Annotated in this window: 23 protein-coding genes; 8 read left to right on the top strand and 15 right to left on the bottom strand. The window is 62.5% G+C overall.

All coding sequences use genetic code 11. The features are described 5' to 3' along the window. Positions 1-19: 19 nt before the first annotated feature. Positions 20-493 (bottom strand): nuclear transport factor 2 family protein, encoded by a 474-nt coding sequence (locus JK232_RS21125; RefSeq protein ID WP_072933278.1) that lies wholly within the window; start codon positions 491-493, stop codon positions 20-22. A gap of 383 nt (positions 494-876) precedes the next feature. On the opposite strand from JK232_RS21125, the gene JK232_RS21120 reads away from it, so the two are divergent. After that, positions 877-1,092, top strand: coding sequence for a hypothetical protein (locus JK232_RS21120; RefSeq protein ID WP_072933275.1), 216 nt, complete (start codon positions 877-879; stop codon positions 1,090-1,092). A 45-nt stretch (positions 1,093-1,137) separates the two neighbouring features. On the opposite strand, the gene JK232_RS21115 is transcribed toward JK232_RS21120, so the two are convergent. Together JK232_RS21115 and JK232_RS21110 are read right to left on the bottom strand one after the other, a co-directional pair. Next, complete coding sequence (locus tag JK232_RS21115) at positions 1,138-1,788, bottom strand: SDR family oxidoreductase (protein ID WP_072933273.1); 651 nt, start codon at positions 1,786-1,788, stop codon at positions 1,138-1,140. 145 nt (positions 1,789-1,933) lie between these two features. Then, positions 1,934-2,626 carry a GntR family transcriptional regulator gene (locus JK232_RS21110; protein ID WP_072933271.1) on the bottom strand — a complete coding sequence of 231 codons (693 nt, stop codon included), beginning with the start codon at positions 2,624-2,626 and terminating at the stop codon, positions 1,934-1,936. 271 nt (positions 2,627-2,897) lie between these two features. Here JK232_RS21110 and JK232_RS21105 point away from each other — a divergent pair, with 271 nt between their 5' ends. After that, on the top strand, positions 2,898-3,776 hold the full coding sequence (locus tag JK232_RS21105; RefSeq protein WP_072933269.1) for a helix-turn-helix domain-containing protein: 879 nt from the start codon (positions 2,898-2,900) through the stop codon (positions 3,774-3,776). Positions 3,777-3,838: 62 nt separating this feature from the next. On the opposite strand, the gene JK232_RS21100 is transcribed toward JK232_RS21105, so the two are convergent. Continuing rightward, a complete protein-coding gene (locus JK232_RS21100) occupies positions 3,839-4,486 on the bottom strand; it encodes a phosphohydrolase (RefSeq protein WP_072933267.1) in 648 nt (215 codons plus the stop codon). A gap of 255 nt (positions 4,487-4,741) precedes the next feature. On the opposite strand from JK232_RS21100, the gene JK232_RS21095 reads away from it, so the two are divergent. Then, positions 4,742-5,557 (top strand): sugar phosphate isomerase/epimerase family protein, encoded by an 816-nt coding sequence (locus JK232_RS21095; protein WP_072933265.1) that lies wholly within the window; start codon positions 4,742-4,744, stop codon positions 5,555-5,557. Here JK232_RS21095 and JK232_RS21090 read toward each other — a convergent pair. From JK232_RS21090 to JK232_RS21080, 3 genes are all read right to left on the bottom strand, one after another. Further along, complete coding sequence (locus tag JK232_RS21090) at positions 5,554-5,736, bottom strand: YodC family protein (RefSeq protein ID WP_072933262.1); 183 nt, start codon at positions 5,734-5,736, stop codon at positions 5,554-5,556. The two genes, JK232_RS21095 and JK232_RS21090, sit on opposite strands and share 4 nt — an antisense overlap. A 98-nt stretch (positions 5,737-5,834) precedes the next feature. Continuing rightward, positions 5,835-6,518 (bottom strand): esterase, encoded by a 684-nt coding sequence (gene ypfH, locus JK232_RS21085; protein WP_072933260.1) that lies wholly within the window; start codon positions 6,516-6,518, stop codon positions 5,835-5,837. 80 nt (positions 6,519-6,598) lie between these two features. Further along, positions 6,599-7,234, bottom strand: coding sequence for a helix-turn-helix transcriptional regulator (locus tag JK232_RS21080; RefSeq protein ID WP_101828954.1), 636 nt, complete (start codon positions 7,232-7,234; stop codon positions 6,599-6,601). A 158-nt stretch (positions 7,235-7,392) separates the two neighbouring features. On the opposite strand from JK232_RS21080, the gene JK232_RS21075 reads away from it, so the two are divergent. Beyond that, complete coding sequence (locus JK232_RS21075; protein WP_212589658.1) at positions 7,393-8,826, top strand: MFS transporter; 1,434 nt, start codon at positions 7,393-7,395, stop codon at positions 8,824-8,826. Between the two features lie 166 nt (positions 8,827-8,992). Here JK232_RS21075 and dcp read toward each other — a convergent pair whose 3' ends face one another. The 6 genes from dcp to guaD all read right to left on the bottom strand — a co-directional run bounded on the left by dcp (position 8,993) and on the right by guaD (position 18,301). After that, positions 8,993-11,143: a peptidyl-dipeptidase Dcp gene (gene dcp, locus JK232_RS21070; RefSeq protein ID WP_241521484.1), complete on the bottom strand. Its 2,151-nt coding sequence runs from the start codon at positions 11,141-11,143 to the stop codon at positions 8,993-8,995. 303 nt (positions 11,144-11,446) lie between these two features. Beyond that, complete coding sequence (xdhC, locus tag JK232_RS21065; protein WP_101828952.1) at positions 11,447-12,235, bottom strand: xanthine dehydrogenase accessory protein XdhC; 789 nt, start codon at positions 12,233-12,235, stop codon at positions 11,447-11,449. Continuing rightward, positions 12,222-14,636: a xanthine dehydrogenase molybdopterin binding subunit gene (xdhB, locus tag JK232_RS21060; RefSeq protein ID WP_175578967.1), complete on the bottom strand. Its 2,415-nt coding sequence runs from the start codon at positions 14,634-14,636 to the stop codon at positions 12,222-12,224. The genes xdhC and xdhB overlap by 14 nt, the downstream gene beginning before the upstream one ends. Further along, positions 14,629-16,056: a xanthine dehydrogenase small subunit gene (gene xdhA, locus JK232_RS21055; protein WP_212589657.1), complete on the bottom strand. Its 1,428-nt coding sequence runs from the start codon at positions 16,054-16,056 to the stop codon at positions 14,629-14,631. Before xdhA ends, xdhB begins: the two co-directional genes overlap by 8 nt. 190 nt (positions 16,057-16,246) lie before the next feature. Then, complete coding sequence (locus JK232_RS21050; RefSeq protein ID WP_072933248.1) at positions 16,247-16,882, bottom strand: TetR/AcrR family transcriptional regulator; 636 nt, start codon at positions 16,880-16,882, stop codon at positions 16,247-16,249. Positions 16,883-16,987: 105 nt separating this feature from the next. After that, on the bottom strand, positions 16,988-18,301 hold the full coding sequence (gene guaD, locus JK232_RS21045) for a guanine deaminase (RefSeq protein WP_212589656.1): 1,314 nt from the start codon (positions 18,299-18,301) through the stop codon (positions 16,988-16,990). Positions 18,302-18,868: 567 nt separating this feature from the next. Here guaD and JK232_RS21040 point away from each other — a divergent pair. Further along, the gene (locus tag JK232_RS21040; protein ID WP_072933242.1) at positions 18,869-20,320 is read left to right on the top strand and encodes an MFS transporter; all 1,452 of its coding nucleotides are present in this window, start codon (positions 18,869-18,871) and stop codon (positions 20,318-20,320) included. Positions 20,321-20,425: 105 nt separating this feature from the next. After that, positions 20,426-21,175, top strand: a complete 750-nt coding sequence (ydfG, locus tag JK232_RS21035) for a bifunctional NADP-dependent 3-hydroxy acid dehydrogenase/3-hydroxypropionate dehydrogenase YdfG (RefSeq protein ID WP_101854835.1) — start codon at positions 20,426-20,428, stop codon at positions 21,173-21,175. A gap of 44 nt (positions 21,176-21,219) precedes the next feature. Here the strand turns inward: ydfG and JK232_RS21030 are convergent, their stop codons facing one another. Beyond that, positions 21,220-21,546 carry a YnfA family protein gene (locus tag JK232_RS21030; RefSeq protein ID WP_101854834.1) on the bottom strand — a complete coding sequence of 109 codons (327 nt, stop codon included), beginning with the start codon at positions 21,544-21,546 and terminating at the stop codon, positions 21,220-21,222. A 152-nt stretch (positions 21,547-21,698) separates the two neighbouring features. Between JK232_RS21030 and JK232_RS21025 the strand changes: the two genes are divergently transcribed. Both JK232_RS21025 and JK232_RS21020 read left to right on the top strand, forming a co-directional pair. After that, on the top strand, positions 21,699-22,064 hold the full coding sequence (locus JK232_RS21025; protein WP_072933225.1) for a DUF1283 family protein: 366 nt from the start codon (positions 21,699-21,701) through the stop codon (positions 22,062-22,064). Between the two features lie 90 nt (positions 22,065-22,154). Then, positions 22,155-22,463, top strand: coding sequence for a DUF1161 domain-containing protein (locus JK232_RS21020; protein WP_072933223.1), 309 nt, complete (start codon positions 22,155-22,157; stop codon positions 22,461-22,463). A 59-nt stretch (positions 22,464-22,522) separates the two neighbouring features. Here the strand turns inward: JK232_RS21020 and JK232_RS21015 are convergent, their stop codons facing one another. Continuing rightward, positions 22,523-24,013: an MDR family MFS transporter gene (locus JK232_RS21015; RefSeq protein WP_072933221.1), complete on the bottom strand. Its 1,491-nt coding sequence runs from the start codon at positions 24,011-24,013 to the stop codon at positions 22,523-22,525. Between the last annotated feature and the right edge of the window lie 32 nt (positions 24,014-24,045).

Below are 24,045 nucleotides of genomic sequence, written 5' to 3'. Positions count from 1 at the left end.
CCGGGACGCCCGCAGAACGTTACTCGTCGAGCGCCGGCTTAAACGCCTCGCTCACCTTGTGGCTGCGGCTGTAGTTGGCCAGCCGGCGGGTATCTTCATGGCTGTAATCCGGGTCGATATAGATGTGCATCCGGCTTATCAGGTCACCGTCAAACTCGAACACGGTACAGAACAGGTTGAACTCCTCGTCCCCCACCGGGAAACGGTCACCGTTCTGCATCACGCCTTTGACACCGCCCTCGATCACCATCACATCGCCCTGACAGATATAGCGGAAGTTGTCGATGTCATGTTTAAAGCGCTCGACCTGCCTGACCAGGCGTTTGCCCAGGTTGCCCAGCTCGGTTTTGCCGCGGCTGCTGCCATATTTCGGAAAGAACAACGCGACGTCATCGCTGAACAGATCCAGTAATGTGGCGTCCTGCGCATCAAGTTTCGAGTAGTAGGTCTTGATTACTTCGAACCGCGCATGTTGGCGCTCAGTTTCTGTCATAAATCCCCCTCTGCTGAACAGTGTTGCCACCCGTCCTGCGCTGAATCGTTATGGTATAGACCGCTAAGTGTTACCGGCCGCGGCCCAGGCTCATTAAGATTACTCTTAAAACTCAGAAAACATCCCGTGATCGCGCGCCTTTTCACCGGCGGGGTAAGGCGCAATTCAGGCGCTTTTCCGGCCCTGAAAATATAGACCCTGGGACGATAAAATGATTCAGCTTATCTATTGATTTAAATCAAATTATAAATATTGAAAATAACTGCCGGAAGTTTATGCTGACAATATGCTGCTTTTTCAAGCAACCCCGCGTGCCAATGCGGCAACGGAACGCCGCCACCGCCACGCACATCATCGTACTGAACCCAAAATGGAGGTATGGCATGAGCAGAACCTGCCCGGCGTTACAACAAACCCTTGAAAACCTGTACCACGGCAAAAACCCTGACGCGGAATTGCCGCTGCTGGTGATGGCCTCTGAGGAGGGCGGCAAACTCTATTTTGCCGAAGGCACCAGTAAAATGGAGAAACTGCACTCGATTGATCAGGCGATCAGCAACATGCTGACGTATCGTGAAGCCCTGGAAAAATGTGATTAACCTGTTCCCGGCTGCGGAGGCACGGCCCCCGCAGCCGGTGGCCGGTCAGCCCAGAATGGCCGCCGGCAGCGGCGTGTCACCGCTGCGCACTTCCCACTGTTTGCCGGCCGTGGCGGGTTCCGCCAGCACGGCCGTCACCAGGGCGGCCACATCCGCCCGCGGGATCTCCCCACGCCCGACCTTCTCACCCAGCGTCACCCGGCCGGTGGCCGGATCGTCCGTGAGCGGGCCGGGGCGCAGGATCGTCCACTGTAGCCCACTGCCCCGCAACTCGCGGTCCGCATCCCGTTTCGCTTCCACATACGCGCGCCAGACGGCATCGGTGTCCGGCGGCAGCGGGTCGTCTGCGCCCACCGCTGACACCATCACATAGCGGTTGACCCCGGCCAGTTTCGCTGCGGTGATCAGTTTCACTGCGCCGCCGTAATCCACGGTGCGCTTGCGTTCCGCCGTGGAACCGCCCCCGGCCCCGGCGCTGAATACCACGGCGTCCACGCCTTCCAGCGCGGTGGCCAGCTGTTCCGGCGTCGCCTGCTCCACATCCAGCAGTACCGGTTCCGCCCCCAGCCCGCGCAATACCGGCACCTGCTCAGTCTTGCGCACGATGCCCACGGCCCGGCGGCCCTGCGCCACCAGATTCTGCACAATCAATTGGCCAATTTTGCCGTGTGCGCCCACGATTGCCACACTGTTCATTTGCGCTCCTTGTTTTTGCATGTGCCACTAACCTTAGCATATCGCAGGCAGCCCGCAGGAAAGCCGCAGGATAGCGGCGGCAGATGACAGCGATGTGACAGTCAAAACCCAGGGAGGAATGCCCGGCTTTCGCCGGGATCAAGGCTCAGGTGTCGAGCAGCGCCTGGCGCAGGGTGAGGCCGGGGGTGGCGGTGTCGCTGAGATCCAACTGGCTCTCCAGCACGTTGAGGTGCTGAAGCATCAGGCGGGTGGCGGCCGGCACGTCGCCCTGCGACAGCGCGTCCAGGATCGCCTGATGCTCGCCGGAGGAACAGGCGGGCACATCGTTGCGCTGGTAGAGCGCCACAATCAGCGAGCTGCGCATCATCAGGTTAGCGAGGATCTCCCGCAGCACCTGGTTGCCGCCCACCTCCGCCAGCACCTGGTGGAAGCGGCTCAGCGCCTCCACAATCGCCCGGCGGTCGCCGCTCGCGACGGCAGTGCGCTCGCTCTGCATCTGCGCCGCCAGTCGCGGCTGGTACGGGGCCATCTTCTCCGGGGTGATCGCCTCGATAATCGCCCGCTCAATTGCGCGGCGGGCGATGAAAATCTCCCGCGCTTCCCCGGCGGAGGGCTGCGACACCATCGCGCCGCGGTTGGGGGCAATGGTCACGATACGCTGGAGCGCCAGACGCTGGAGCGCCGCCTGGACATGGTTGCGGTTGGCGTTTAACGCCTCCACGATGTGGGCCTCAATCAGCCGGGTGCCGGGCCGGAGGCGATGCTGTGCAATGGCTTGCGCCAAAATATCCACAATGCGCGTGACTTCGCGCTGTTTGGTGGTGGCAGTTCTGTTCATCTCTTTTTTTATCCTGTCGAGGTCTGCCTGTCTGCAAATGCGCCGCAGAAACTCCGGCATTATCCTTGCGGCTTGTTAGCGGGTCAAACGCCGTACGGTGCAGTGACCCGTCTGCCATCAAGGCGTTGCGCAACCCGGATTATTTATTTAACGGTCATTAAAGTAATAATTGACAGCGTCCGGCAGAATCAATAAATTGGCAGCCGACACCGATCGTTGGTTAATGAACCCTCGCGGATCCTGTACCAATAATGAAGAGTATCCTCCCCTTATGACGGAATATAATAAAGATCGCGCCTTGATTGACGAGCTGATCCAGTGGATTGAAGAGCACCTCGACACTGCGCCCCGCATCGAGACGGTGTCCCAGAAGTCCGGTTACTCAAAATGGCACCTGCAACGTAAATTCACCGCGCTGACCGGCATGAACATCGCCACCTATATGCGCAACCGCCGTCTCTCCAAAGCGGCGATTGCGCTGAAAACCAGTGACGATTCGATAATAGACATCGCCACCCATTACAGTTTTGATTCGCAGCAGACCTTTACCCGTACCTTCAAAAAACGGTTTGGGATCACGCCGCACCAGTACCGCATCTCGGATGACTGGCACGTTGACCTGCTGACGCCGCATTTCCGCTTTGAGGAGCCGTTCAAGCTCAATATTGAGTGCATCAATGTGCCTTCGCTGCAACTGAAACGCCTGCGTGATGACGTCACACTGTTTGACCGCCGCAGCGCGCCGGAGAGCAAATCCCACTTCCTGGCGATGCGCGACCAGCTGATGTGTGACGCCTTCCGCCGCGCCCCGGTGCGCAGCAGCCCGATTTTCAGCATCATGAGCGGTAAAAATGAGGCGCAGGAAGGCAAGTCGGTGCGCTATACCCTGGCGGAGAGCGCCAGCGGCAGCACCCATGACACCCAGCGGGTGATTGTCGACGGCGGTTGTTTTATGTCGATCAAGTTCTCCGGCACCATGATGGAAACCCATCAGCTCACCAGTTTCCTGTTCGACAATGTGTTACCGGAGTTGCGCAAGAAGGTGGGTGCCAGCCATGAGATTGAACAGATCCAGCTTGACCCGGCGGCACACAACGGCAAATGGGGGCAATCCCAGGTGGATTACCACTATATGCTGTCGTTGAACTGACATGCTGCCGTTGAACTGATCAGGCCCGGCCCGCTGCCTTGCAGGCCGGGGTCAGGGCTGCGTCATGCCGCCCCGCGCAACTCCGCGCACAAGGTTTCCATATATCCCTGTAAAAACCGCGTCCGTTTCTCGGCAATCACCCTGCCCGCCTGCGTCTGCATGGTGGCCGGCAGCCGCAACAGCTTCTGCTGGAAATGGTCGAGGGTAAAACGGCGGTCATCCAGCTCGCGGCGCTCCGCCAGCGGGTCGTCCGGGTCCACCAGGTCACGCCCCAGCGCGCCGGAGACATAAAACACCCGCGCCAGCCCAATCGCCCCCAGCGTATCCAGCCGGTCGGCATCCTGCACAATTTTCGCTTCCAGCGTCTGCGGCGGGATGTTGGCGCTGAAACTGTGGGTGCGCACCGCGTGGGCCACGGCGTCATACAATTCATGTGGGAAATCGGGGAAGTCGTTTTGCAGCAGGCTCAATGTCTCTTGCGCCGCCATGGTTGAGGCGAGGTGGCGCTGTGGGTGGTTCTTCGGCAAGTTAACAAAATCGTGGAAATAACAGGCTGCGAGCACCACCAGGCGGTTCGCCTCCAGCCCCTGCATGAGTAATTGCGCGTTCTGCCATACGCGATGTAAGTGATTGATGTCGTGTGCTTTATCTGCCTCAGGTCGGGAGGCCATATAGTTCTGGAACCGGATTTCCCATTCACTTATCACCATCGTTTACTCCTTGCGGCCCGGAAAGCGGCCAATGTTGCAGAATAATTCATTGTGAAATCAAGGGTTAGCGGAGGCCTTATTCGCTGGCATCATACCCTGTACTGCGTTACAACAGTTTTACACGTTGCAGAGAAAGCGTGTTTTTTATGACACCTCTTGTTTACATAAAGATTTCATATTTCCCGGGCAGATCACAGCAAAATAGATTTTGCCCGTATTCAACAGTGTAGCTGCAAAATACCAGGGAGTGAGAAGATGCAACTTGCCACCGTGAGTTGGCCGCTGGGCGTCAACAATGTGGATACGATGATGGCGCAGGCCGCCGCCCTCCGGCTGACGGGCGTGCAGTATTGCGGCGACCCGCGCCAGTGCCCGGCCGACCGGGTAAAACGGGCCGCCGCCGCGCATAACATTCGGATAATCGCCATCGACCCGCTGGACTGCGCCCCGCCACACCCTGCACAGGCCACGGCGGAGCGGGCTGTCGCCTTTTACCGCACGCTGGTGGACTATGCGCGCGACACCGGCTGCGGCGTGCTGACCTTGCAAGGGCTGTCGCAGTGGACCAAGCAGGCGAATACGAAACAAGAGGCGTACGCGCAACTGGTGGCGTGCGTGCGGGATGTGGCCGCGTATGCCCATGAACAGGGCGTCAGCCTGCTGTATGAAGTCTGCAACCATTATGAGGTGCCGCTGATTCACACCGCGCGCGAGGGGTTGGATCTGCTGGACGAGGTAGGCAGCGAGGCGATTCGCCTGATCCTCGACAGTTTCCATATGAACATCAATGAACCCTCACCGGTGCAGGCGATTCTGGCGGCCGGTGACCGGCTGGGCATCTACCATATTTCTGATTCGAACCGTGCCGGGATCGGCAGCGGCAACATCGATTTCCTGGCCCAGTACCGGGCGCTGAAACAGATCGGTTTTTCCGGTGATGTGGCGATTGAACTGGTGCTGCCGCACCTGACGCCGATGACGCCGCCGCAGACCGAAGCTGACCGGCGGCGGCTGGATGCGGAGATCCGCCGCAGCGCCGCCGTGTGGCAGGCGCTGGCTATTGAGGCTTAACAGACGCCGAAATCACCGTCCTCATGGTAGGGGGAGAGCTCCTGCGCACTGAAAGCGCGGGTTTTCTCCTCACCGACGGTGCCCCAGGTGCACTCTACGCTGTCGCCGTCCACGCTTTTGACCGTCATTTTCTGGCCGCCGCTTTTGGGTTGGACGATGTCCCCGGTTTTAAACTCCATGTTGTTCTCCTTATGTTGCATTGCACATGATCAGGCTGCCTGGCCGGCAGCCGTGGTGTTCGTTTTCATTCGCCTGCCGGCATCCCCGCCGCCGGCGCTTAAAATTTGGTGCTCAGCGCCTCACGCCATAACCGCTGCGGCACATAGCTCTGCAACAGATCAATGGCGCACGCCAGCAGCTCGGCGTCCAGTTCATGCCCGGCTTCCCAGGCGATATCCAGCGTGGCATCGGCGTCGATCTCTTTAAGCCGCGCAAACGCCGCCTGCGCATGGCGCACGTCAATCACCGGGTCAGTGCCGCCATGCAGCAGGTGCAGCGTTGTCGCCGGGGCGGCATGTTGTGGCAAAGTGGCAAACCGGCCGGAGAACGCCACGACCCGCCCGGCGAGCGCGTGGTCACGGGCGCTGGCCTCCAGCGCCATAATCGCCCCCTGGTCCAGGCCGATCAGCGCCGTCTGTGCGCCGGTGACCCCCAGCCGTTGCTGGGCCTGCCGGACGGCAGTCATCAGCGGCGGCAAGGCCTCGGCGACCCGCGCCGCCAGATCCTCCTCGCGCATCCCGCGGCCGGAAAACCACTGGCGGCTTTCCGGGTCGGCGTCATCGGCATCAAACGGTTGCGGCGCTTCCGGCACCACAATGGCTGCCGCCGGCCAGTACTGGCGCAGGGTAATCACCAGCGCGCCCAGATCGTCCGGCTGGCCGCCGGCCCCGTGCAACAGCACCATCAGCTGTTGCGGCGCGCCGCTGTGTGCCTCGTCCGGCAGGAATTCCTGTAGATGCATACCCGCTCCTCTGTGTGGCCCCGCCCGCCGCCGGAACGCGACAGGCAGGCTCTTTCCAAAGGATAGACCATCATACCGGGTTAAACGGCGGCGGCCCCCGGCGTAATACGGTAGGCACAGCGGCGCGCCCCGTCGAGAATGTGCTCACTGCGTTCTACCCCGGCCTGCAACACCTCACGGAACACGGCCAGCTCGCTGCGGCAGAAGCCCTGGCAACTGGCCGCCGCGGCGCAAATCGGGCAGTGGTTCTCCACCAGCAGGTAGCTGCCATCTTCCTGGGGGTGGTATTCGGCCATGTACCCTTCCCGGCTGCGCAAGGCCGTCAGCCGTGCCAGCCGGGCGTCCAGCGTCTCTGCCCCCGCCATCGCCTGCCGGTAGTTTTCACGGGTTTCCGCCTCCCGCACGGTCATCAGCGTCTCCAGGGCCGCTTCGCCCAGCGAACCGCGCACCATGCGCAGCAGATGCACCGTCAGTTCGGCATGGGTGTCAGGAAAGCGCGCATGGCCGGCCGCCGTAAGTTGCCAGCGCTGGACAGGACGCCCCACCCCGCTCGCGGTGGCCTGTGCCGCCAGCAGCCCCTCTTTTGCCAGTTTGACGCACTGCTGGCGCGCCGCCTCGCCGCTGGTGCCCAGCAGGTGGCCGAGATCAGAAGCCTGCAACGGCCCACGGGTTTTCAGCAGCATCATCAGCCGGTCAGCCACCGGCTGGCGCGGCATGGCATCGGCTGCCCGGCTATTTTCCACCTTTTCGCTTGACTTATTCCCCACCGCCGCTCACCTTTATTCCAAGAAATTTCTTGTTTAATTTAGCGCAGTGCCGGCCGCGCTTCAATCTGTTGTTCTCTGACAGGCTAAAAACAACTCAGGAGTGATCGATGGAACGTCATGGACATTCTGGCTGGGGTGCGCTGTTCGCCCCCGGCCAGCGCGGCAGTGCACTGGTGCTTTCCGGCGGGGTGGCGCTTCACGCCACCAATAATCTGCTGACCACCACCATTTTGCCTTCAGTGGTGCAGGAGATCGGCGGGCTGGCGCTGTATGCCTGGAGCACCACCCTGTTTGTGGTCACCGCACTGCTCGGCGCGGCGCTCTCTACCCGGCTGCTGCGCTGGGCAGGCCCACGCCCGGCCTATGCGGTGGCGGCGCTGTTTTTCAGCCTCGGCAGCCTGGCCTGCGCGCTGGCCCCGACCATGCCGCTGCTGCTGGTGGGGCGCACGGTGCAGGGGCTGGGCGGCGGGTTCCTGTTTGCGCTCTCCTACGCCATGGTGCACCTGATGTTTCCCCCGGCGCTGTGGACGCGGGCAATGGCGTTGATCTCAGCCATGTGGGGCATTGCCACCCTGGTTGGCCCGGCGATTGGCGGGATATTCGCCAACTGGCACGCCTGGCGCTGGGCATTCGGCCTGATGTTGCCGTTAACGCTGCTGTTTATCCTCGGCGCGCAGTGGGTGCTGCCGCGCGGCAATGCGCACCGCCAGCCGCCGGAGCCGCTGGCTTGGCGGCAACTCGCGCTGCTGGTACTTTCGGTGCTGGTGGTGGCGGTGACCGGCCTCTCCTCCGATGGGCGCGTCCATCTCGCCGGGGTGGCGCTGGTGGCGGTGATGCTGTGGGTGCTAAGCCGGATCGAGGCCCGCTCGGCGGTGCGGTTGTTGCCGGTGGGGGCGCTGCAACTCTCCTCCCCGCTGGGCGGGCTTTACCTGGCCGTGGCGCTGCTGATGGTCGGCATGGGGTTTGATATCTACCTGCCCTACCTGTTGCAGGTGCTGCATGGGCAGTCGCCGCTGCTGGCCGGTTACTTATTTGCGGTGATGTCGGTGGGCTGGACGCTGGGCGAACTGTGCAGCGCCGGGCTGGGCACCCGTGGGGCGCGGCGGGCGATGCTGGCCGGGCCGTTGCTGATGACGTTCGGGATTGTGTTGCTGCTGATCTGGTTACCGGCACCTTCTGCCGGGGGCATGGCGGTGCTGCTGTGGCTGTCAGCCGGGCTGCTGGCGACAGGCTATGGCGTGGGCGTCGGCTGGCCGCACCTGCTGGCAGGCATTTTGCTGCATGCCCAGGCCGGGGACAAAGACCGCGCCGGGTCATCCATTACGCTGGTGCAGTCCTTTACCGCCGCGATGGGGGCGGCATTAGCCGGTATGGTCGCCAATGCCGCCGGGATTAACGCGCCGGGCGGCGAAACCGGGGCATCAGAGGCCGCGTTCTGGCTCTGCCTGGTGTTTATCCCGGTGCCGCTGCTGGCGCTGATTGGCATCCGGCAGGCCACCGCCGTAAACGCCGCGGAGCCGGTGGTACGGGATACGGCGTAAGGCGCCCGTGCCACTATGTGACACCTTCGCCTTAAACCATGGCCTTAAACCACACCTTCAAACCACGTTCTCAAAACCACGACCTCAACACTACGACCTCAACACTACGACCTCAAAACCCGGCCCCGCGTCCTGCGGGGCCGGGGTACCGGCTACTGCGGTTTTGCTATTTACTGATCGGCTTGGCTGCCGGGGCTGGGGCCGCTGCCGGGGCGGGTGCCTCCTCTTCCGGTGTCAGGCCGCGCTCTTTCAGCATCGGGCCAATTTCCGGGTCCTGGCCGCGCCAGTCGCGGTAGAGCTGCTCCAGATCCTCACTGTTGCCGCGTGACAGGATCATGTCGCGGAAGCGCTGGCCGTTTTTCGCCGTCAGCCCGCCCTGCGCTTTGATGCCCTCGAAGGCGTCATCCGCCAGCATCTGCGTCCAGAGGTAGGCGTAATACCCGGCGGCATAGCCGTTCCCCCAGATGTGCTGGAAGTAGCTGGAGCGATAGCGCGGCGGCACATAGCTGATGTCCAGCCCGTCCTGTTTCAGTGCGGCGGCCTCAAAGGCGTCGGCATCCTGCACCGGCTGATCAGCGGTCAGCGCGTGCCAGTGCATGTCCAGCAACGCCGCGGCCAGCAGCTCGGTCATCTCATAGCCTTTGTTGAATTTCGAGGCTTTTTCGATCTTGTCGCGCAGCTCCTGCGGCATCGGCTTTTTGGTCTGGTAATGGCGGGCAAAACGGGCAAAGACTTTTGGGTCATCCGCCCAGTGCTCATTGAACTGGGAAGGGAACTCCACAAAGTCACGCGCGGTGTTGGTGCCGGAGAGCGACGGGTATTGCTGGTCAGCAAACATGCCGTGCAGTGCATGGCCGAACTCATGGAACAGGGTGATCACCTCATCCCAGGTGAGCAGTGCCGGTTGCCCTTCGGCCGGTTTGGCAAAGTTGGCGACGTTGTAAATCACCGGCCGGGTGCCGAGCAGTTTCGACTGGTCAACGAAGTTGCTCATCCACGCGCCGCCGCTTTTGTTGTCACGCTTAAAGTAGTCGGTGTAGAACAGCGCCAGCGATTTGCCCTTTTTATCAAACACCTCGTACACCTTCACATCCGGGTGGTACACCGGCAGATCCGGGCGCGCTTTGAATGTCAGGCCGTAGAGCAATTGGGCGGCGTAGAACACACCGTTTTGCAGCACATTGTTCAGCTCAAAGTAGGGTTTGATCTGCGTGTCATCCAGGTCATAGCGGGCTTTGCGCACCTGCTCGGCGTAGTGCTGCCAGTCCCACGCCTCCAGTTTGAAATTGCCGTTCTGGCTGTCGATCAGCGCCTGAATATCCTGCGCCTCGCGCTTCACCCGCTCGGTGGCGGCCGGAACGATGTCATGCATAAATTTCAGCGCCGCCTCCGGGGTTTTCGCCATCTGGTCCTGGAGTTTCCAGGCGGCATAGGTCGGGAAGCCCAGCAATTTGGCCTGCTGGCTGCGCACCTGCGCCAGCCGGGCAATCATCAGCCGGGTATCGTTGGCGTCGCCCTTTTCCGCCCGGTTCCAGGACGCCTCAAACAGCGCCTGCCGGGTGGCCCGGTTTTCCAGGCTTTGCAGGGCCGGTTGCTGGGTGGTGTTCTGCAACACGATAACCCACTGGTTTTCCAGGTTGCGCTCTTTGGCCGCCGCGGCCGCGGCCGCCATCTCCGCCTCGCTCAGCCCGGCCAGCTGTGCCTGATCCGTCACTGTCAGCGCCCCGGCTTTGGTGGCCGCCAGTAACCGCTGGGTAAAGCGGGTGCTGAGGGTGGCCGCCTCCTGGTTAAGCTGTTTCAGCGCGGTTTTGTCGGCGTCAGAGAGTCTGGCCCCGGCCAGCACGAAATCCTGCCAGGTGACCTCCAGCAGGCGGCGATCCTCCGGGTTCAGCGCCAGGCTGTCGCGCTGCTGGTAGAGGGTGTCGATGCGCTTAAACAGCGCGCTGTTGAGCTGGATGGCATCCCCCAGCGCCGCCAGTTTCGGGGCGATCTCCTCATCGAGTTTTTGCAGGTTATCGCTGGTATTGGCGGAGGTCATGGCCCCAAACACGTTATTGACCCGCGTCAGCAGGCTGCCGGTGCGCTCCAGCGCCACCAGCGTGTTCTCAAAGGTCGGGGCGTCCGGGTTGGCGGCGATCTTCTCCACTTCCTCCTGCTTCTGGCGGATGCCCTCCAGCAGCGCCGGGCGGTAATCGCTCTCTTTGATTTTATCAAAGGCCGGGGCCTGCATACTCAGCGGGCTGACGGAGAAAAACGGGTTCTCCAGGCGTTGCAGTACCGCCGTGGGTGACGATGGGCTTTGCTGTTCACTCGGCATGGCCGTCTCCTGTGCTGTGGTGGGGGCCGCCCCGGCCGGCAGGACACTGCCTCCCCAGGCCACGGTCAGCGCCAGCAACAGCGGCGACAGGCGTAAGGCGGGAAACGGGGAACGGCTGGAATAGAACGATAGCGTGTGACGGCGTGCGCCGTTGCGTGCAATAGAAGTGACCATAAGCGGAAAGACGCCTCCCTGTGAGCCGGTTGCGCCCTCGCCGCCGGCTAAGCTGCTGATAAATGACCTCATGAGCATAGGTGGCATTGCCTGCTTCAGCAAAATGCTGTCATGCTTTTTTGCGAAATGTTACGCAAGATTTTTCCGGTCAGCCTGATAACAGGCGATTATTTCACCGGCAATCGCCACGGCAATCTCTGCCGGTAACTTGCCGGTGACATCCGGCAGCCCGATCGGGCAGCGCATCCGTTGCAAACCGGCGTCGCTGATGCCTTTGCCGCTGAGGCGGTAATCGAAGCGTTTGCGTTTGGTGGCCGACCCAATCAGCCCGAAGTAGCGGAAATCGTCCCGGCGCAGGATCTGTTCACTGAGCGCCAGATCGAGCGGGTGATCGTGCGTCAGCACCACGAAATAGCTGCCCGGCGGCAGTGTGGCCACCACCTCTTCCGGCTCCTCCGCCACCTGCTGCACCACCCCCGGCGGCAGCACGGCCGGGAACTCCGCCGCGCGGCTGTCGACCCAATGGATGCGGCACGGCAGGGTCGCCAGCAGGGTCACCAGCGCCCGGCCGACATGCCCGGCCCCGAACACCGCAATCAGCGGCTGCCGCTGCACCAGCGGCTCAAACAGCAGCGTGGCGCTGCCGCCGCAGCACTGCCCAAGCCTGGCTGCCAGCGGGAAACGCTCAAGCCGGGTGGCCGGCGCGGCGCTGTGCAACAGCGTCCGGGCCTGCGCCAGCGCCTGAAACTCCAGGTTGCCGCCGCCGATGGTGTGGTAACAGCGGTCAGCCGTGACCACCATTTTGCTGCCGCTGTCACGCGGGGTGGAGCCGTGGTGCTCCACTACCGTCACCAGCACGCAGGATTCGCCGCGCTGTTGCAGGTCATTCAGGGTCGTCAGCCACTCATCGTGTCGCATAGGCCTGCTCCTGCCCGGTTTCCGGCACGGGGGTCACAACCTCACGGTCAGCCTGCCGCTGCATCGCCATCACCGCCATCAACACCCGTTCCGGCGTTGCCGGGGCGTCAAGCCGGGGTGAGTGCCGGTAATGGCCGAGTGCCGCGACCGCATCCTTAAGCGCACACCACACGGCGATGCCCAGCATAAACGGCGGCTCGCCCACGGCTTTCGAGTGGAACACGGTGTCCTCCGGGTTTTTGCGGTTCTCCAGCAGTTTGACCCGCAGATCCGGCGGCACGTCGCCTATCGCCGGGATTTTATAACTGGCCGCGCTGTTGGTGAGCAGCCGCCCGCGCGCATCCCAGACCAGCTCCTCGCAGGTGAGCCAGCCCATGCCCTGCACAAAACCGCCCTCCACCTGGCCGATGTCGATCGCCGGGTTCAGCGAGGCACCGACGTCATGCAGGATGTCAGTGCGCAACAGCCGGTACTCGCCGGTCAGGGTGTCGATGACCACTTCCGCGCAGGCCGCGCCGTAGCTGTAGTAATAGAACGGGTGGCCGGCGGCGTTGTCGCGGTCGTAGAAGATTTTCGGCGTGCGGTAGTAGCCGGTGGCAGAGAGCGACACCTGGTTAAAGTGCGCCTGCCGCGCCACCTCGGCAAAGCTGTAGTAGCGATCTTTCACCCGCACCACGCCGTTGCGGAAAACAATCTCGTCCGCCTGCGCCTGATGGGTTGCCATCAGCATGGCGATCAGCCGCTGTTTGATGGTCTCTGCCGCATTCTGCGCCGCCTTGCCGTTGAGATCGGTGCCGGACGAGGCGGCTGTCGGTGAGGTGTTCGGTACTTTGCCGGTGTCGGTGGCGGTGATCTGGATGGTGTCGATGTCCACCTGGAACACCTCGGCCACCACCTGCGCGACTTTGGTGTTCAGCCCCTGGCCCATCTCGGTGCCGCCGTGGTTCAGCTGGATGCTGCCGTCGGTGTAGACCAGCACCAGCGCCCCGCCCTGGTTGAGGAAGCTGGCGGTAAAGGAGATGCCGAATTTTACCGGCGTCAGCGCCAGCCCGCGCTTCAGTACCGGGCTGGCGGCATTGAACGCGGCGATCTCTGCCCGCCGGGCGGCATAGTCCGCACTCTGCGCCAGCTCGTCGGTGATCTCATGCAGCAGGTTCTGTTCCACGGTCTGGTAATAGGGTGTGACGTCACGCCCCGGCCCGCCGTAATAGTTGGCGCGGCGCACCGCCAACGGGTCGTGGCCGGTTTCGCGCGCGATATGGTCGAGGATGTTTTCAATCGCCATCATGCCCTGCGGGCCGCCGAAGCCGCGGTAGGCGGTGTTGGACGCGAGGTGGGTTTTGCAGCGGTGGCCGGTGATGGTGACGTCGCCGAGGTAGTAGGCGTTATCGGCGTGGAACATTGCCCGGTCAACGATGGAGCCGGAGAGGTCCAGCGAGTAGCCGCAGTTGGCCGCCAGGTCAATCTCAATGCCATGGATCACGCCGTGGTCGTCAAACCCGACGTCATAGCGCACGTAGAACGGGTGGCGCTTGCCGGTCATCATCATGTCGTCCTGGCGGGAGAGGCGCATTTTGGCCGGACGGCCGGTGAGCCGCGCCGCCAGGGCCGCATGGCAGGCCGCGGCGGCGGCCTGCGTCTCTTTACCGCCAAACCCGCCGCCCATCCGGCGCATGTCGATCACCACTTTGTGCATCGGCACCCCGAGCACCGATCCCACCAGTTTCTGCACTTCCGTGGGGTTCTGGGTGGAGCTGTAGACCAGCATACTGCCGTCTTCGCCGGGCATCACGGAGGCGATCTGCGTCTCCAGGTAGAAGTGCTCCTGCCCGCCGATATGCAGCTCGCCCTGGATGCGGCGCGGGGCAGCGGCCAGTGCGGCGGCGGAATTCCCGCGCCGGTGGTGGTGGCTCGCCTCAACCAGATGCCCGGCCTGCAACGCCGTTTTCACATCAAAAATCGCCGGCAGTTCGCGGTACTCAATGATTGCGGCCTGGGCAGCACGGCGCGCGGTGAGCGGGTCATCCGCGGCCACCACCAGCACCACCTGACCGAGGTACTCGACTTTGCCGTCCGCATAGAGCGGGTCGCCCACCGTCAGCGGCGCAATGTCATTGTCGCCCGGCACATCCTGCGCGGTGAAGACCCGCACCACACCGGGAAAGGCGTAACAGGGCGCAACGTCAATCCGCAGGATCTCCGCGTGCGCCACCTCACTCAGGCGCGGCACCAGATGGAGCTGGTTGGGAAACTCTAACCGGTCATCAATATAGACCGCTTCGCCGGTGACATGCTTTTCGGCGCTCTCATGTTTCCGGCTGCGGCCTGCGCCGCTCGTCAGCCCGGCACGGAACCGGGCTTCCATCTCTTGTTGGCTCATCACCGGGATCGCTTTAGACATAGTCAGTCACCTTGATCGGCTGGTGCGGGGTGGAGAGTTCGAAATAGGCGCGGCGCAGCAGGTTCTGCGCCACCAACAGGCGGTAGGCGCTGCCGGCGCGGAAATCACTGATGGGGGTGAAATCGTCGGCCAGCGCCCGGCAGGCCAGTTCCAGCGTGGAGAGTTGCCACGGCTGGCCCACCAGCGCCTGTTCCGTATGCCGCGCCCGCGCCGGGATCGCCGCCATGCCGCCGTAGGCCAGCCGGGCGGCCTGCACCACACCGTGCCGGATGTCGAGGCTGAAGGCAGCGCAGACCGCCGAGATGTCGTCTTCCTGGCGCTTCGACACTTTGTAGATTTTCAGTGACGTTGTCACATGCGGGATCAGGATACGTGCGATAAATTCGCCGGGTTGCAGCGCCGTCTGGCGGTAGCTCAGGAAGAAGTCATCCAGCGGCAGGGTGCGCGTCTCTGCACCGCGCCGCAGTTCCAGCGAGGCATTCAGCGCCAGCAGCGCCGGGGCGGCGTCCCCGATGGGCGAGGCGTTCGCCAGGCTGCCGCCGAGCGTGCCCTGATTGCGGATCTGCTGTGAGGCAAAGCGCGTCATCAGGTCGGCAAACGCCGGGATCTGTTCCCGCAATACCGGCAGGCAATCCGTGAGCGGCACGGCGGCCCCGATTGATACGTGGTGCGGATGCTGTTCAATAGTGCGCAGTTCCGGCACCTGATTGAGTGCAATCAATAATGGGAAATGTTGGCTGCGCTGGGTGATCGCCAGCGCCAGATCGGTGCCGCCTGCCACCAGCTGCGCGTGCGGCTCGGCCAGAAAGGCCTCAGCCAGTGCGGCCAGCGAGTCCGGCATCAGGCAACGCTGGCCGTTATCACTGAGTTGCCGCAGCCCCGCCGGTGCCAGGGCATTGAGCCGCGCCAGCGTCTGTGCCTCGGCCTGATCGAACTGGTCGTCTTTGGTGCCTTGCGCTGCCAGGTGGTCAGCTGCGGCCACAATCGGCCGGTAGCCGGTGCAGCGGCAGAGATTCCCGGCCAGCGCCTGTTCGGTACTGCCCTGCCCGTGCTGTTTTTGTAACGCGAACAGTGACATCACAAAGCCCGGCGTGCAGAACCCGCATTGCGAGGCGTGGCAATCTACCATCGCCTGCTGCACCGGGTGCAACTGGTCGCGCTGTTTGAGATCTTCCACGGTGATCAGCTGTTTGCCGTCAAGCGCGCTGACCAGCGTGATGCAGGCGTTCACGGTGCGGTAGCGCAACCGGTCGCCGGCCGGTTCGGCCAGCACCACGGTACAGGCCCCGCAGTCGCCGGAGGCGCACCCCTCTTTGGTGCCGCAACGCTGCTGGTGGCGGCGCAGCCAGGTCAGCACGGTGGTGTTCGGGTCGAGCCGGCTTTCACGGTGCAGGCGTTGGTTAAGCAGAAATTGGATCATAACGTTACCCTGTGGCGCTGGGGTGCCGCCTGCGCGGCACCGGCTTAATAAGATGACAGGGCTGTACAGGTGAGTGTCTGTACAAGCGACCTTTCTGTACCCTGACTTTCCTGTACAGATGATTTGTACAACCGGTCAGATATTGTCAGTTAATTAAGCAATTTCAGTGCCAGGTAAACATTTTGTTAATTTATGCCGGGGGCGATGGCAGGCAGCCGCGCAGCACCAGATCGGTCACTTCGCGGATAATGTGTTCCTGGGTGGCCGGGGAATCCTGCGGGTCGCGGTACATATTTTTCACCTGCACCGCGAAGTCGGCGTAGTACTGGGTGATCGCCCAGATGTGCATAATAAACAGGCGCGCATCCAGCGGGCGGATCAGACCCTGCGTAATCCATTCATTAATAAGCATTTCTTTCTGGCGGATATTCTCCGTCGCCGGCGGCCAGTACTTCTCCAGATAGTGGCCGCCGCTCAGCACCTCACTGGTGAAGATGCGTGACAGCGCCGGTTGGGTAAACGAGAAGTGCAACTTGTTGCGGATATAGCGGCTGAGCACCGCGGACGGCTCCGTCAGCGCCGGGTCAAACCGCATAATGTCGTCCCATAGCGTCAATACGCGCTGCAACAGCTCCTCATACAGCTCCTCTTTACCGGCAATGTAATAATGTAACTGGGTTTTTTTCATCCCGGCACGCTGGGCAATCGCTTGCGTGGTGGCCCCGGAAAAGCCCTTCTCGCTGAATTCGCTGATGGCCGCACTGCGGATCACATCAAGCATCCGTTCACGGGCGATGCGCCCGCGCCCATTGGTTTCACTGTTCATGGTGGTGCGTGGTCCCTGCTGGTTGCCTCATTCTGGGGCGTGCGCCCGGCGTAGAGGCAGTGTAGCGGGGAATGCGGTCAGGCGCACCCCCGCCGCGGGCGCGGTTTACCCGGCGCGGTAGACCGGCTCGCCGTTGACCCAGGTGGCGTGGATGTTGCGGTCATCCCCCAGTGTCATCAGCACGAAAAGTTTCTCCGCCAGCGTCGTGCTGTTGGCGGCACGCAGTTGTTGCAGCGCGGTGGCGTTGCCGTCCAGCACCACGAAATCCGCCTCTTTGCCGGGGTCGAAATTGCCGATCTTGTCGTCGAGGTGCAGGGCGCGCGCGCCGCCCAGGGTGGCGTGGTAGAACGCCTCAAAGGCTGACAGGCGGTACTGTTGCAACTGCCCCACTTTGTACGCTTCGCCCAGCGTGGAGAGGATGCTGAAGGTAGTCCCCGCGCCGATGTCACTGCCGATGCCGACCCGCACCTGCTGTTCCCACGCTTTTTGCAGGCGGAACAGCCCGCTGCCGAGGAACAGGTTAGAGGTGGGGCAAAAGGCGATGGCGGAATCACTGGCGGCCATACAGGCCCATTCGTCGTCACACAAATGCAGGCAGTGGGCGAACACGCTTTTTTTGCCGGTCAGGCCGTAATCATGGTAAACGCCGAGATAGTGGGCGTGATCCGGGTAGAGCGCCCTGACCCACGCCACTTCGTCGCTGTTTTCGCTGAGGTGGGTATGCACCCAGGTATCAGGGAATTCGTCCCGCAGGCGGCGCACCGCCTCGAGCAGCGCCGGGGAAGAGGTCGGCGCAAAGCGCGGCGTCAGCGCATAACCGAGGCGGCCGCGGTTGTGCCAGCGGCGGATCAGGTCGCGCGTTTGCGCGTAGCTGGTTTCCGCCTCTTCCAGCAGGGCTTCCGGCGCGTTGCGGTCCATCATCACTTTCCCGGCGATAAGCCGCATCTGCAACGCTTCCGCCGCGGTAAACAGCGCCTCCACCGACTGCGGGTGGACGGTGCCGAACACCAGCGCGGTGGTGGTGCCGTTGGCCAGCAACTGCCGGAGGAAGAACTGTGACATCTCCGCCGCGTGCCCGGCGCACTCGTATTGCGCCTCGGTCGGGAAGGTGTAATTTTTCAGCCAGCTCAGCAGCTGCTCACCATAGGCCCCGACCATTTCCGTCTGCGGGTAGTGGATATGGGTATCAATAAAACCGGGCACGATCAGTTTGCCGCGGTAATCCTCAACCGGTATGCCCTCCGGCAACTGCGCCTGTGGTGCCATCCGGTCACCGTGCCAGACAATCCGGCCGCCGTTAAGCAGCAGCACGCCATCTTCCACATACCGCACCCGGTCGGTTATCTCATCCGGGTCACTGACGCTGCCGGTGAGGTCAAAAAAGTTGCCGCGAATGGCGCGGGTGACTGTCTGGTTCATGATTCTGCCCTTATCAGAAGACGCTTCGTATTATCAGTATGGTTCATCAGCGTTCAGCAAGGGGTATGCCAGGGCAGAAATTTTTTCTCTAAGTGTTTGTAACACAGTGTTTTATTTTTAACACACCGGCCACTCACCCTGGCCACAACGGTTTTTTTTGCTGCGGGGCGCAGGTGCAAAATCAGGCAAACGGTTGCCCGCGTAACGCAACCGTTTGCTGCGCGGCCGCCCTTTTCCGGCCTGCGCGGTGCCTGCACCCCGTTTGTGCATCACCGGCAGAAAAAAGCCGCCGGGCAGGATTTTTTTCACCGCAAGATAAGTCGCCAGTTTTTGCTGTGACAGCGACGTGCAAAGGCATCTCTTGCTGGCCGCCTTTCTTCCGGGAAAATAATGCTCTGCCCGGTGCAGCCTCAGGCGCACCGGGCGGCCGGTACACCGGTTGACGGTCAAGCGGGATCGGTTATGCTCAACACTCTTCTGCCCTTCCCCTCATTAAAAAGGCGGTGCCATGTCCGGATCTGGTTTCTCTGTTGGCAGCAGCACGATGGACACTCCCAGGAGGCCGCAATGAAGCGCACCACCACGGACGGCCCGGCCCTGCCGCTGCTGGTGGCCGGGGCCTTTTTTATGGAAAACCTCGACGCCACGGTGATTGTGACGGCACTGCCGCAGATGGCGCGCGCCTTTGGTGTGGAAGCGGTAGACCTGAACATCGGCGTGTCTGCCTATATCCTGACGTTGACGGTGTTTATCCCGGCCAGCGGCTGGATCGCCAACCGCTTCGGTGCACGCCGGGTGTTCACCGCCGCGCTGCTGCTGTTTACCCTCTCTTCCCTGTTCTGCGCCCTGAGCGTCAACCTGATGACGTTTACCGCCGCCCGGATGTTACAGGGCTTTGCCGGGGCGCTGATGGTGCCGGTCGGCCGGTTGGTGGTGCTGCACAACACGCCGAAATCGGGGCTGATCAAAGCGATCGCCACCATTACCTGGCCGGGGCTGGTGGCACCGATCCTCGGCCCGGCAGTGGGCGGATTCGTCACCACTTATGCGTCGTGGCACTGGATTTTCCTGCTTAACCTGCCGCTGGGGCTGGTCGCCATCTGGTTCAGCCTGCGGCTTATCCCCGCCCAGCCGGGCGACCAGACGGTACCGTTTGATATCACCGGGTTTATGCTCACCGGGCTTGCCTGCTTTGGCCTGATGTTCGGCCTCGATCTGTTTAACGGCGTGGCGGAGCGCCCCTGGCTGCCGCCGCTGTGCATTATCATCAGCCTGCTGCTGGGCGCGCTGGCGATCTGGCACGCGCGGCGCACCCCTTACCCGGTGCTGGACCTCTGGGCGCTGCGGCTGAAAAGTTACGCCGTCACGGTATTCGGCGGCAGCCTGTTCCGCATCGCCATCGGCGCGGTGCCGTTTTTGCTGCCGCTGCTGTTCCAGCTCGGCTTCGGCATGAACGCCTTCCATGCCGGGCTACTGGTGCTGGCGGTGTTTGCCGGGAACCTGGTGATGAAACCCTTTACCTCGGCGATCCTTTACCGCTTCCCGTTCCGCACCACGCTGTGGGTGAACGGCGTGCTGAACGCACTGACCATTTTCGCCTGCGCGCTGATCACCCCGGCCACGCCGGTGGCGCTGATTGCCGCGCTGCTGTTCGTCAGCGGGCTGACGCGGTCGATGCAGTTTACCGCGCTCAATACGCTGGCCTTCTCCGAGGTGCCGCAACCGCGCATGGGCGGGGCCAACACGCTGTTTAATATGTCGCAACAGCTTGGCGGCGGGCTGGGCATTGCGCTCGGTGCGCTGGCGCTGCGCGCCGGGGAGTGGCTGACGCCGGGCAGCGAAGCCGGGCCGCCGCTGGCCGCCTTCCACTTCGCCTTTATCATGATGGGGCTGCTGGCCCTGCTGGCGGTGGCGGACACCTTTACGCTCGGCCACACTGCCGGGGACAACGTGCGGCAGAAAACCTTGCAGGAGGCGGCCGGGGGGCGGCGCAAAACCCCGGCGGACTCTGCCAAGTAAGCATTATCCGGCCGCAGAGCCGGGGCTCTGCTACCCTGAAAGACGCAGACAACCGATAAGACACATCATTCACTGAAGACCATTAACCCATTAAGGAACAATGACATGATTATTTTGGTTACCGGTGCCACAGCCGGTTTTGGCGAAGCCATTACCCGCCGTTTCATCAATGAGGGACATAAAGTGATTGCCACCGGCCGCCGCCAGGAACGGCTGGACGCGCTGAAAGAGACGCTGGGGGATCAGGTGTATGTGGCGCAGCTGGATGTGCGCAACCGGGCGGAGATTGAGGCGATGCTGGCGGCGCTGCCCGCCGGATGGCGCGAGATTGATGTGCTGGTCAACAACGCCGGGCTGGCACTGGGGCTGGAGCCGGCGCACAAAGCCAGCAGCGATGACTGGGAAACCATGATCGACACCAACACCAAAGGGCTGGTGTTTATGACCCGCGCCGTGCTGCCGGGTATGGTGGAGCGCAACCGCGGGCATGTGGTCAATATGGGGTCAATCGCCGGGAGCTGGCCGTATCAGGGCGGCAACGTGTACGGGGCCACCAAGGCGTTTGTGAAACAGTTCAGCCTGAACCTGCGCGCCGACCTGGCCGGGACACAGGTGCGCGTCACGGACATCGAGCCGGGGCTGGTGGGCGGCACCGAGTTTTCCAATGTCCGCTTCAAGGGCGATGATGACAAAGCCAGCCAGACCTATGACAACGCCAACCCGCTGATGCCTGACGACATCGCCGAGTCGGTGTTCTGGGCCTGTACCCTGCCGCCGCACGTCAACATTAACCGGCTGGAGATCATGCCGGTCAGCCAGTCCTTTGCCGGGCTGAAGGTGCACCGCGACGCGTGATGCCGCCTGCGGGGCGCCGCTGCCCCGCGTTTTTCCTGCCCGGTTCAGCCATTGCGCCAGCCGGAGACAATGATCAGCATCCCTGCCAGCGCCACCAGCGCCCCCACCCAGTCCGTGCTGCTCAGGCGCACGCCGTCCACCAGCCGCAACCACACCAGTGCGGTAAACACATACACCCCGCCATACGCCGCATAGACACGGCCGCTGGCTGCCGGGTGCAGCGTCAACAGCCAGACAAACAGCATCAGGCTCAGGGCGGCCGGTAACAACAGCCAGGCCCCGCCCCCTTTTTTCAGCCACAGCCAGGGCAGAAAACAGCCGGTGATCTCCGCCAGCGCGGTGAGGAAAAACAGCAGGGTCGTTTTTATCATGGGGCTCCTTCAATGCCGGGTAAACCGGGCGCGCGCCCGGCTGGTGGCCGCGCCCTGAGGTGTTATAATTAAGGATCACCGCAACCGGTAAACCGGGCTGCGGCGCCAGCGCAGGCGGTGGCCTGCGGCGGATAACCTATAAGGATGAGATGATGAATACAATGTTTATGCCCCGGCTGCTGCGCAGGATTGCGCCCGTTGCCCTGGTCGCGCTCTGTGCGGCCTGGCAGGTTCCGGCCTCAGCCGCAACCAATTGCGCCAGCGGCACCTGTATCTTCAACGGCAACGGTGATAACGCCCTCTCCAATGAAGAGGCGCGCCAGAACAAAGAGCAGTGGGATGATACCCGGATGCTGCGCAAAAAGGTCAACAGCCGCGCCGAGAAAGAGTTTGATAAGTTTGACACCGCGATTGACATGAAAGAGGACTGTGAAAAAAGCATGAATCTGAATGCCTATTGGGAAGCCAACACCGAGCGTTGTCTGGATCGCCGCACTGGCCGTCAGATTAATCCTTAAAAACATTGACTTAAGTTAAATTTCCTACGGAGAGGAAATTTGGCTGCTATCTTTACTGCCTGATGACTTTATTTAATTAAGGACTGAATGATGAAGAAATCTTTACTGTTTGCAGCCGCGGTACTGGCGGTCGCCCCGCTGGCGGCGCAGGCCTCCTGTGAAAGCGTGAAAGCGGATATCAGCCAGAAAATCATTAACAACGGCGTGCCCGAATCCGGCTTTACCCTGGATATTGTCCCGAACGATCAGGCTGACCAGTCCGGCGGCCAGGTTGTCGGCCATTGTGAAAACGACACACAGAAGATTGTGTACAGCAAAACCGGTGACGGCAGCAGCGATGTGGAAGCGACCGCCAGCCCACAGACCGGCACCAGCCAGGACGCCGCCCCGGCACACTGATCCCGTGGCCGCGCCGTCCGTTCTGTCAGGGCACCTTCGGGTGCCCTGATTTTTTTGCCTCAGGGGCGGCTGCCCTGCGCTTCCGGCTCAGCCGGGCGCTGGCTGGGCGGCATCAGCCAGACGGCAATCAGCGTCAGCACCGCCATCACGGCCGCCGCCACAAACACCCAATGCAGCGAGACAGCGACCTGATCGGTGATCCACTGGAGGCGATCGCTGCTGAGTGCCTGGCGTTGCGGGCCATCCATCAGCTGTTGCACCGGGTCATCGACACCCGGCAAACGCTGTTGCAGGTTGAGGTTCAGCGTGCCGCCCAGAATGGCCGTGCCGAACGCCGACCCAATCAGCCGCGAAAACATCGTCGAGGCGGTGGCGATGCCGCGCATCGAGGCTTCTGCGGCATTCTGCACCGACACCAGGTAGGTGGTGTTGCTCAGCCCCATCCCCGCGCCGACGGTAAAGGCGGCCAGCCGCGCCCACCAGAGTGTTTGCCCCGGCTGCACCAGCAGCAGGATCAGGCTGCCTGCAATCAGCAGCAGCGCGCCGCACAGTGCGGTAAAGCGGTATGAGGTTACCAGCATCAGGCGGCCGCTCAGGGTGCTGGCCAGCGGCCAGCCCACCGACACCAGCGCCAGCGTGGTGCCCGCCTCCAGCGGCGTGCCGCCCATCACGCCCTGCACAAAGGTCGGCAAAAAGGCGCTGATGCCCATCAGCACCGCGCCCATCACCAGCCCGCCGACGTTGCCCGCCACAATCACGCGGCTCTGCCACAGCGCCAGCGGAAACAGCGGCTCCGGCGTACGCCGCTCCTGCCGCACCAGCATCACCCCGCCCACCAGCGCCACCGCCAGCAGCGGCACCATCGCCATGCCGAGCGCGTCGGCTTGTAACAGCGCCAGCAGCAACGCCGAGACAGAGAGGGTCAGCCAGGCCGTCCCTGCCAGGTCAAGCGGGTGCCGCTGCCCCTTTTCCGCCTCCGGCAGGTAGCGCGCCAGCATCACCATCGCCACGATACCGATCGGCACGTTGATCCAGAACACCAGCGCCCAGCTGAAATGCCCGACGATAAACGCCCCCAGCAGGGGGCCGATCACCGCTGAGACGCCCCAGACGCTCGACAGGTAACCCTGCACTTTGGAGCGCTCTACCGGCGAGTAGATATGGGCGATGATGGTGGACGCGATCGGCATAATGGCCCCGCCGCCCAGCCCCTGCAAGGCGCGGAACAGGATCAGCCACAGCATCGACGGTGCCATGCCGCACAGCACCGACCCGAGCAGGAAAATCAGGGTGCCGATAAAGAACATCCGCCGGCAGCCGTAGAGGTCCGCCAGCCGCCCGTAAATCGGCACGCTGATGGCCTGCGTCAGCAGGTAGACGGCAAACACCCAGCCAAGCAGGGAAAAACCGCCCAGCTCGCCGATGATGGTCGGCATGGCGGTCGCGACAATGGTGACTTCAATCGCCGCCATAAACATCGCCAGCATACAGGCGGCCAGTATCCGGCCGCGATGCGGGATCGGGTGCGGGGAATTTTCGTGCTGTTTCATTCAACCTTCGCAATTCGCTGATTTTATTCTCC

It is taken from the genome of Nissabacter archeti (genome assembly GCF_018257325.1).
GTDB classification, from domain to species: Bacteria; Pseudomonadota; Gammaproteobacteria; order Enterobacterales; family Enterobacteriaceae; genus Chimaeribacter; species Chimaeribacter arupi.
This window is presented reverse-complemented; position numbering and strand designations above follow the sequence as displayed.

What these genes read in the sequence shown, in the direction of transcription:
- JK232_RS21125 (WP_072933278.1), bottom strand. Translation starts at nt 493, where the DNA reads ATGACAGAAACTGAGCGCCAACATGCGCGGTTCGAAGTAATCAAGACC.
- JK232_RS21120 (WP_072933275.1), top strand. Translation starts at nt 877, where the DNA reads ATGAGCAGAACCTGCCCGGCGTTACAACAAACCCTTGAAAACCTGTAC.
- JK232_RS21115 (WP_072933273.1), bottom strand. Translation starts at nt 1,788, where the DNA reads ATGAACAGTGTGGCAATCGTGGGCGCACACGGCAAAATTGGCCAATTG.
- JK232_RS21110 (WP_072933271.1), bottom strand. Translation starts at nt 2,626, where the DNA reads ATGAACAGAACTGCCACCACCAAACAGCGCGAAGTCACGCGCATTGTG.
- JK232_RS21105 (WP_072933269.1), top strand. Translation starts at nt 2,898, where the DNA reads ATGACGGAATATAATAAAGATCGCGCCTTGATTGACGAGCTGATCCAG.
- JK232_RS21100 (WP_072933267.1), bottom strand. Translation starts at nt 4,486, where the DNA reads ATGGTGATAAGTGAATGGGAAATCCGGTTCCAGAACTATATGGCCTCC.
- JK232_RS21095 (WP_072933265.1), top strand. Translation starts at nt 4,742, where the DNA reads ATGCAACTTGCCACCGTGAGTTGGCCGCTGGGCGTCAACAATGTGGAT.
- JK232_RS21090 (WP_072933262.1), bottom strand. Translation starts at nt 5,736, where the DNA reads ATGGAGTTTAAAACCGGGGACATCGTCCAACCCAAAAGCGGCGGCCAG.
- ypfH (WP_072933260.1), bottom strand. Translation starts at nt 6,518, where the DNA reads ATGCATCTACAGGAATTCCTGCCGGACGAGGCACACAGCGGCGCGCCG.
- JK232_RS21080 (WP_101828954.1), bottom strand. Translation starts at nt 7,234, where the DNA reads ATGCCGCGCCAGCCGGTGGCTGACCGGCTGATGATGCTGCTGAAAACC.
- JK232_RS21075 (WP_212589658.1), top strand. Translation starts at nt 7,393, where the DNA reads ATGGAACGTCATGGACATTCTGGCTGGGGTGCGCTGTTCGCCCCCGGC.
- dcp (WP_241521484.1), bottom strand. Translation starts at nt 11,143, where the DNA reads ATGCCGAGTGAACAGCAAAGCCCATCGTCACCCACGGCGGTACTGCAA.
- xdhC (WP_101828952.1), bottom strand. Translation starts at nt 12,235, where the DNA reads ATGCGACACGATGAGTGGCTGACGACCCTGAATGACCTGCAACAGCGC.
- xdhB (WP_175578967.1), bottom strand. Translation starts at nt 14,636, where the DNA reads ATGTCTAAAGCGATCCCGGTGATGAGCCAACAAGAGATGGAAGCCCGG.
- xdhA (WP_212589657.1), bottom strand. Translation starts at nt 16,056, where the DNA reads ATGATCCAATTTCTGCTTAACCAACGCCTGCACCGTGAAAGCCGGCTC.
- JK232_RS21050 (WP_072933248.1), bottom strand. Translation starts at nt 16,882, where the DNA reads ATGAACAGTGAAACCAATGGGCGCGGGCGCATCGCCCGTGAACGGATG.
- guaD (WP_212589656.1), bottom strand. Translation starts at nt 18,301, where the DNA reads ATGAACCAGACAGTCACCCGCGCCATTCGCGGCAACTTTTTTGACCTC.
- JK232_RS21040 (WP_072933242.1), top strand. Translation starts at nt 18,869, where the DNA reads ATGAAGCGCACCACCACGGACGGCCCGGCCCTGCCGCTGCTGGTGGCC.
- ydfG (WP_101854835.1), top strand. Translation starts at nt 20,426, where the DNA reads ATGATTATTTTGGTTACCGGTGCCACAGCCGGTTTTGGCGAAGCCATT.
- JK232_RS21030 (WP_101854834.1), bottom strand. Translation starts at nt 21,546, where the DNA reads ATGATAAAAACGACCCTGCTGTTTTTCCTCACCGCGCTGGCGGAGATC.
- JK232_RS21025 (WP_072933225.1), top strand. Translation starts at nt 21,699, where the DNA reads ATGAATACAATGTTTATGCCCCGGCTGCTGCGCAGGATTGCGCCCGTT.
- JK232_RS21020 (WP_072933223.1), top strand. Translation starts at nt 22,155, where the DNA reads ATGAAGAAATCTTTACTGTTTGCAGCCGCGGTACTGGCGGTCGCCCCG.
- JK232_RS21015 (WP_072933221.1), bottom strand. Translation starts at nt 24,013, where the DNA reads ATGAAACAGCACGAAAATTCCCCGCACCCGATCCCGCATCGCGGCCGG.